The following is an 8014-nucleotide window of genomic DNA, read 5'->3' on the forward strand; positions in this document are numbered from 1 at the left end:
CACCAGTGATTTTTCGGATTTTGAATCTTATGTTATTGCTGCGATTATTGGTGTTGTTATAATGAACTTTGTCGCTCCCGTTATATTAGGAGCGAAGTTATTATTTGTATCACTGAAAGAGTAATTTGATTAGCGTTATTTGCTATCGTTATTTGCTTTAACTGATAAAGCATTACCAGTGCTTTCAATGTCTAATGAACCATATCCCATAGTTTTTATGTTTCTCACATAATCAGCCGGGATATGTCTAAACAGTCTCCATGCATCAGGTTTCAGGACCATTCTTGCCATTCCATAGCCTGATAATCCAATACTCATAAAGTTATAGGCTAACACACCCACTTTTTTATCAAAACCAAAAAATTTGTTCTCTGGCATCTCTTAGGAGTATATAAAAATTATAGCCTGATGCTTATCTCAAGCAACGTTGATAACAGTGAAACTGACCGCGATTACTGGGGCTAGTGCTTAAACCGTGCAAGCAAAAACCCTAATTTTAAGTTGTATGATTGCAGCATCACACGAAAATAAGATATCATGTGAAATTGTTTAATGTGGATAGCTGGTTATTATGGACGATAAAAGTATTGAGAAGACTTTGTTAGGAAAGAAATTTATTTCAAAAAGGGACATAAAGTTTATATACAAACAGGCAGAAGGAAACAACTCTTCATTAGAGGTCACAATAATTAACCTCAAAAGAATATTTTTATTTATGGTTTCTTTGCATCTTTTGCTTTTTTTTATTGGTGTCACTATTTTTATTACAAGCGACTTCTCTTTTTTTAGATCTTATTTAGTTACAGCAGTATTTGGTATCATTATGATGCACTTCGTCTCTCCCATTATGTTAGGAGCGAAGTTGTTTTTTGTATCATTGTAGCAATAGTTTATTTGTTATCGTTAATTGACAATACATTACCAACAGATTCTATGGTTAGTGAACCATATCCCATAATCTGACGTTTATCTCAAGCAACTTTGATATCAGTGAACCCGACAGCTATTACTGGTACTACCGCATAAACTGTGCAAGCAAAAATCCTAATGTTAAGTTGCATGATTGCAGCATTACACAAAAATAAGATATAATATGAAATTGTTTAATGTGGATAGCTGGTTATTATGGACGATAAAAGTATAGAGATGTTGTTATCAGAGAAGAAGTTCATCTCAAAAAGAGATATTGAGTTTATACGCAAACAAGCTATAGGGAATAACTCTACCTTTGACGTAGTTATAGGAAAGCTAAAAAGGCTCTTTTTAGTTATGACATTGTTGAAAGTTTTATTTTTATTGATTGGGTTGGCAATTTTTATGATAGGTGATTCTCTTGATTTTATAGCATATATTGCAGCTCTGACATTTGGTCTTATAGTTATGTATTTTATCGCTCCCATGCTATTAGGAGCGAAGTTATTCTTTGTGTCATTGAAAGAATAATGTGATTAGCGTTATTTGCTATCGTTAATTGCTTTAACTGATAAAGCATTACCGGTGCCTTCAATGGCTAATGAACCATATCCCATAGTTTTTATGTTTCTCACATAATCAGTTGGGATATGTCTGAACAACCTCCATGCATCAGGTTTTAGGACCATTCTTGCCATTCCATAACCTGATAATCCAATACTCATAAAGTTATAGGCTAAGATACCCACTTTTTTATCGAAACCTAAAAATTCAGCGGTCGCTATATAACCGTTTAGCATAAAGCCTGTTGAAGAGTCAGCCCCGCTTATCAGGTTTTTAACACCTTCTTGGAAACCATTTAATCCATGTAAAATTATTGTTGCTCCACTTATAACTCCTAGCACATTCCCAGACATTACAGTTCCTGCCACTAAAGTAAATCCTGCGACAATTGTAAGTCCACTCACTACTATATTAACGCCTTGTATAACATAACCCCAAGTATCTCGATCCTTTTTAAGTTCTATAGAGACAACCGTTTTGGCTCGTTTGGTTTTCAGCATAAGATCTTGTTCAAGGAGATTACTGCACTCTTTATTCAAATTATCGATAGCTATCTTGCAATCAGATTCCGTTCTGGCTGATTTTATTATTTTCATCTGTTCACTAATAAAATCTTTTATTTCGTTTTCAAACCTTGCCCTAACGAGAGCATCACGAAGAACAAAACGCGAAACATCTCTGGCTACCCTTAATAACTTGTCACTATTAGTCATTGCAATGGCTTGATAATAATCGATAAATCTACTTTTTTGATTAAGATGAATGTCCATAATGTCCCTTGATTACTTGTTGATGATCCTTGTTTTCCTTAAGCGAAATTTTAATACAAATAAACAGATTAGGGAAGGGGTTGCTTATGTTCCGCACATGGGATTTTATGCGCCATACTTATTAAACTGAGTCCATTTTTATCGTTGTAAATATTGCCCAGCAGAGCTACTGCAAGAAGAACACTAATGGATATATCAATATAAAGAGCCAATATAAAGGGCCTTTAATTTAATTAGGCAGAGCGAATGACAAAATGCTACGGATATAATAAAACTCATCGGTTCATCGCGTCAATCTATATAATAGGATTGATTTTGTTGATGGAAACATTTTCAAATGATGGCGATAGTGATCAGCAGTTTCAATTTGCTGTGGTGAATCTGTCTAAAAACCTGGCTAAAATGACTAGAGTGCAGAATTCGGATTGATAATATTTTTTCTCGTCAATACGTTACCTCACCGACAGTTTCATAATAAAATGTCTTTTGGGCTCTTTAGTTGCGCAATCTTACTGTATTGATGTGTAAAAAGAGCGCGGTCATCGTTTTACGTGGCAACCCGATAACAGGTATATTGACTAAAAGAGATTGCCGCTAATTGAGTACAGCGCATAGCCTAAGGGGAGCAGATGTTCGGCTATCATTCAGCAACACCTAAAATACGCCTGACGACGGATCGTATGTCACTGCGGTTGGTTAATGAGCGTGACGCTTACCGCATGGCGGAGTATTACGCTGAAAACCAGGCATTTCTGAAACCCTGGGAGCCGGTGCGTGATCAAAGTCATTGCATGCCCTCTGGCTGGCAGGCCCGGTTGGGAATGATAATGGAACTGCAAAAACAAGGCAGCGCCTATTATTTTATTTTGTTAGATCCAGAAGAAAAAGAAGTCCGTGGTGTGGCAAATTTTAGCAATGTGTTGCGTGGTTCGTTCCATGCCTGCTTTCTTGGCTATTCATTAGGTGAGCGCTGGCAGGGGCAGGGGTTGATGTTTGAAGCCTTACAACCCTTGATTCGCTACATGCAGCGGCAGGAGCGGATGCATCGTATTATGGCTAACTATATGCCGCATAATCATCGCAGTGGTAATTTGCTCGAACGCCTTGGATTTGAACGTGAAGGTTACGCGAAAGATTACTTATTGATTGATGGTCAATGGCGCGATCATGTGCTGACGGCTTTGACTAACAAAGAATGGACGCCAACTCGCTGAGGTCAGGATGAAACACAGTTTAAATGCACAAGAAGCCAGAGTTATTGGCTGTTTGCTGGAAAAACAAGTGACAACGCCGGAACAATATCCGATGTCACTCAATGGTGTGACGATTGCCTGTAATCAGAAAACCAACCGTGAACCGGTCATGGAGTTATCTGAATCAGAGGTGCAACAGACTCTGGATTTCTTGTTGAAAAAACACCTTATCCGCACCCAAAGCGGCAACCGGGTGATGAAGTATGAGCACCGTTTTTGCAATTCAGAATTTGGCAATTTGAAGTTTTCTCCCGCAGAGCTGGCGGTGATGACCACACTATTTTTGCGCGGCGCACAGACACCGGGTGAGTTGCGCACGCGTACCAACCGGATGCATGAGTTTTCGGATGTGGCTGAAACTGAAGAGGTGCTCAATCAGTTGTCTTTACGCGAAGATGGGCCTTTTGTGGTGCGCTTAGCGCGTGAGCCTGGTAAGCGAGAAAGCCGCTTTATGCATCTGTTGAGTGGTGATATTGCCCCAACGTCATCAGCAGAGCAACGTGCGCCGGAGGGGACTCATGACCTTGAAGCCAGAGTTGCTCAGCTCGAACAACAGGTCATTGCACTGACTCGGCGTTTAGACGAAGTGTTGATACAACTGGATGATTAATAAGGATGCTATGAAACAATCCGGTGTTGATAAAAAGCTGCGCGTCGGTCTTGTCGGCCTTGGTGGCATTGCGCAAAAGGCCTATTTACCTATTTTGACTCAAGCGCAGGGGTGGCAATTGGTGGGGGCGTTTTCTCCCAATCAGATAAAAGCACAGCCGGTGTGCGACAGCTATCGCATGCGTTACTTCTCTCGATTGGATACCTTGGCCGCTGAATGTGATGCCATCTTCGTCCACAGCAGCACTGCCAGCCATTTTCAGGTGGTAAGTGAGTTATTGCAGGCCGGGATTCATGTTTATGTCGATAAACCCTTAGCCGAAACCATCGCGCAGTCCGAGCGATTGATTGCACTGGCAGCGAAGCAACGATTGGCACTGATGGTAGGTTTTAATCGACGTTTCGCCCCTTTGTATCAGCAACTTAAGCAGCAAATGAGTCACCCTGCATCCCTGCGCATGGAGAAACATCGGCAGAATAGTGTCGGACCAAATGATGTCCGTTTTACTTTGCTTGATGATTATCTGCATGTAGTGGATACGGCGCTGTGGTTGGGGGGCGCGACGGCAAAATTAATGGGCGGGGCGATACAAACAAATACACAACAGCAGATGTTGTATGCCGAACACCATTTTCAGGCGGGTCATTGCCTGATAACCACCAGCATGCATCGTCACGGCGGAACTCAACGCGAAAGTGTGCAAGCCGTGAGCCCCGGCACCTGCTATCAGATTACGGATATGCGCCAATGGCAGCAGGAGTCCGATGGGGAAGTGATAAATCTGCCCGCGCCGGGTTGGCAAACCACATTAGAACAAAGAGGTTTTAGCGGTGCTGTTCATCACTTTATTGCTGCGGTCAGTAATCAGACCACACCACAAGTCTCAGGTGAAGAGGCTATCCTCGCGCAACGCATGATAGAGATTCTGTTACAACAGCAGGTGGCGGAATAACCTGCCAGTGCTGATACAATCCATCCAATATTGGGTAGAAGCAGCGCCTGCTTATAGCAGGCGTTGATATTTACAGCATATTTTGCAAGTACAGTTCGGAAAACAGATCAGAAAAACCTATGAATCTACTGAAATCACTGGCTGCTGTCAGTTCTATGACCATGTTTTCCCGCGTGTTGGGCTTTGCTCGCGATGCGATTGTCGCGCGGGTTTTTGGTGCAGGTATGGCAACGGATGCCTTTTTTGTCGCATTCAAATTACCTAATTTATTACGGCGTATCTTCGCTGAAGGGGCATTTTCACAGGCTTTTGTACCGATTCTGGCCGAATATAAAAGCCAGCAAGGTGAGGAAGCCACTCGGACATTTGTCGCCTATGTCTCTGGCTTATTAACGCTTATTCTGGCAGTGGTCACGGTATTGGGGATGCTGGCTGCACCCTGGGTCATTTTTATTACTGCACCCGGTTTCACCGATACACCAGACAAATTTGCATTAACTTCTGCATTACTGCGGGTGACATTCCCTTATATCTTGCTGATTTCGTTAGCATCGCTGGTAGGGGCGATTCTTAATACCTGGAACCGCTTTTCAATTCCGGCGTTTGCTCCAACCTTTCTGAATATCAGCATGATAGGTTTTGCACTCTTCGCTGCACCTTACTTCAATCCACCGGTTATGGCACTGGCTTGGGCGGTGGTGGTCGGGGGAGTACTGCAATTGGGCTACCAGCTTCCTCATCTGAAAAAGATAGGTATGCTGGTTCTGCCTCGGTTATCGCTGCGAGATGCTGGTGTATGGCGAGTAATGCGCCAAATGGGGCCAGCTATTCTTGGTGTGTCAGTGAGTCAGATCTCCCTGATTATCAATACCATTTTTGCATCATTCCTAGTCTCAGGCTCGGTGTCATGGATGTATTACGCTGACCGCTTGATGGAATTCCCTTCCGGCGTGTTGGGGGTGGCATTGGGGACTATCCTGCTGCCTTCGCTGGCAAAAAGTTTCTCCAGTGGCAATCACGATGAATATTCCAAATTGATGGATTGGGGCTTGCGCCTGTGTTTCCTACTGGCATTACCCAGTGCGGTGGCTTTGGGCATTTTAGCGAAGCCATTAGTTGTTTCATTATTCCAATACGGGAAGTTCAGTGCTTTCGATGCGCTGATGACCCAACGTGCGCTGGTGGCCTATTCCGTCGGATTGATGGGCTTGATTGTTGTGAAAGTGCTGGCTCCGGGTTTTTACTCGCGTCAGAACATTAAAACCCCGGTCAAAATCGCTATTATTACACTGATAATCACCCAAGTGATGAACCTGATTTTTATTGGGCCACTTAAACATGCCGGTTTATCACTGTCGATTGGTTTGGGGGCTTGTCTGAATGCCAGCTTGCTATATTGGCAATTACGTAAGCAGAAGATTTTTCAGCCGCAACCAGGTTGGGCGGTGTTTCTGACTAAATTGGTGATTGGTGTGGTGGTGATGTCTGTGGTGTTATTGGGGTTATTGTGGGTCATGCCGGCCTGGGATGTCGGGGGGATGGCTTATCGCCTGCTACGGCTTTCTGCTGTTGTGATAGCGGGGGTTGTTGCCTACTTTGCAGCACTTGCTCTGCTTGGATTTAAATTGCGCGATTTCGCCCGCAGAACAAACTGATTCTTTAGTAACACAAAAGGCACCTTTTGGGTGCCTTTGACATTATTGAAGCAATAACAAATTACATCCGTTCAACCGTTTGAATACCTAAGGTATCCAGCCCTTGTTTCAGGGTTTTTGCTGTCAGCATGGCCAGTTTCAGGCGGCTCTGACGGCTCTCTTCGCTATCAGCATTCAGAATTTGGCAATGCTCGTAGAAGCTGGAGAACAAACCGGCCAGATCATACAGATAAGAACACATCACATGTGGTGTCCCTTCACGGGCCACGCTAGTGATGACCTCTTCAAACTGCAACAAGCGGGTAGCCAGCGCAGCTTCGCGGTCCTCTGTAATCACTAATGGCAAGGTCAGGCTACTTTCATCAATACCGGCGCGCTTAAAGACTGAAACCACGCGGGTATAGGCATATTGCATGTAAGGCGCAGTGTTGCCATCCAGTGCCAGCATGTTATCCCAATCGAAGACATAGTCAGTGGTGCGACTTTTTGACAGGTCAGCATACTTCACAGCACCAATACCCACAGCTTCAACCACCTGCTTGAGCTCATCCGCAGGCATATCCGGGTTTTTCTCAGCAATCAGTTTACCCGCGCGCTCGATGGCTTCATCCAGCAAATCGGAAAGTTTGACTGTACCACCGGAGCGGGTTTTAAATGGTTTGCCATCTTTGCCCAGCATCATGCCAAACATGTGGTGCTCTAGTGGAACAGATTCTGGCACATAACCGGCTTTACGGACGATAGTCCAGGCCTGCATCAGATGCTGGTGCTGACGGCTGTCGATGTAATACAACACGCGGTCTGCACCCAGTGTCTCATAACGGTACTTGGCACAGGCGATGTCGGTAGTGGTGTAGAGATAGCCGCCATCCTTTTTCTGGATAATGACGCCCATAGGTTCGCCATCTTTGTTTTTGTATTCATCCAGATAGACAACGGTCGCACCTTCACTTTCCACTGCCAGCCCTTTGGCTTTCAGATCCGCCACAATGCCGGGCAACATGGCGTTATACAGGCTTTCACCCATCACATCGTCTTTGGTCAATGTGACATTCAGGCGGTCGTAAGCAATTTGGTTTTGCGCCATGGTGATATCGACCAATTTACGCCACATCTGACGGCAATATTCGTCGCCGCTTTGCAGTTTCACTACATAAGCGCGGGCACGCTGGGCAAATTCTTCATCTTCATCATAGGTTTTCTTGGCTTGCTGATAGAAAAGCTCCAAATCCGATAAGCCCATGTCGCTGGCATTTTCGTTTTGCATTTTTTCCAGATAAGCAATCAGCATACCGAAC

8 protein-coding genes are annotated in these 8014 nt (G+C 43.9%); 5 read left to right on the forward strand and 3 right to left on the reverse strand.

The window, feature by feature from the left end:
• Positions 1–135 precede the first annotated feature (135 nt).
• Positions 136–378 carry a DUF4225 domain-containing protein gene (locus ACNSO8_RS00035; protein ID WP_418393446.1) on the reverse strand — a complete coding sequence of 81 codons (243 nt, stop codon included), beginning with the start codon at positions 376–378 and terminating at the stop codon, positions 136–138.
• A gap of 747 nt (positions 379–1125) precedes the next feature.
• Between ACNSO8_RS00035 and ACNSO8_RS00040 the strand changes: the two genes are divergently transcribed.
• Positions 1126–1443 (forward strand): hypothetical protein, encoded by a 318-nt coding sequence (locus ACNSO8_RS00040; RefSeq protein WP_418393447.1) that lies wholly within the window; start codon positions 1126–1128, stop codon positions 1441–1443.
• Between the two features lie 11 nt (positions 1444–1454).
• On the opposite strand, the gene ACNSO8_RS00045 is transcribed toward ACNSO8_RS00040, so the two are convergent.
• The gene (locus tag ACNSO8_RS00045) at positions 1455–2189 is read right to left on the reverse strand and encodes a DUF4225 domain-containing protein (RefSeq protein ID WP_418393452.1); all 735 of its coding nucleotides are present in this window, start codon (positions 2187–2189) and stop codon (positions 1455–1457) included.
• A 686-nt stretch (positions 2190–2875) separates the two neighbouring features.
• On the opposite strand from ACNSO8_RS00045, the gene rimJ reads away from it, so the two are divergent.
• From rimJ to murJ, 4 genes are all read left to right on the forward strand, one after another.
• Positions 2876–3460 (forward strand): ribosomal protein S5-alanine N-acetyltransferase, encoded by a 585-nt coding sequence (gene rimJ / locus ACNSO8_RS00050; protein ID WP_005169134.1) that lies wholly within the window; start codon positions 2876–2878, stop codon positions 3458–3460.
• Positions 3461–3467: 7 nt separating this feature from the next.
• Positions 3468–4109 (forward strand): YceH family protein, encoded by a 642-nt coding sequence (locus ACNSO8_RS00055; protein WP_418393448.1) that lies wholly within the window; start codon positions 3468–3470, stop codon positions 4107–4109.
• Complete coding sequence (locus ACNSO8_RS00060) at positions 4102–5061, forward strand: Gfo/Idh/MocA family protein (RefSeq protein ID WP_418393449.1); 960 nt, start codon at positions 4102–4104, stop codon at positions 5059–5061. Before ACNSO8_RS00055 ends, ACNSO8_RS00060 begins: the two co-directional genes overlap by 8 nt.
• Positions 5062–5180: 119 nt before the next feature.
• On the forward strand, positions 5181–6716 hold the full coding sequence (murJ, locus tag ACNSO8_RS00065; protein WP_418393450.1) for a murein biosynthesis integral membrane protein MurJ: 1536 nt from the start codon (positions 5181–5183) through the stop codon (positions 6714–6716).
• A 61-nt stretch (positions 6717–6777) separates the two neighbouring features.
• On the opposite strand, the gene argS is transcribed toward murJ, so the two are convergent.
• Positions 6778–8014: arginine--tRNA ligase (argS, locus tag ACNSO8_RS00070; RefSeq protein WP_418393451.1), on the reverse strand; the 1237-nt coding region annotated here is incomplete at its 5' end.

It is taken from the genome of Yersinia sp. LJYL362, assembly GCF_048323875.1.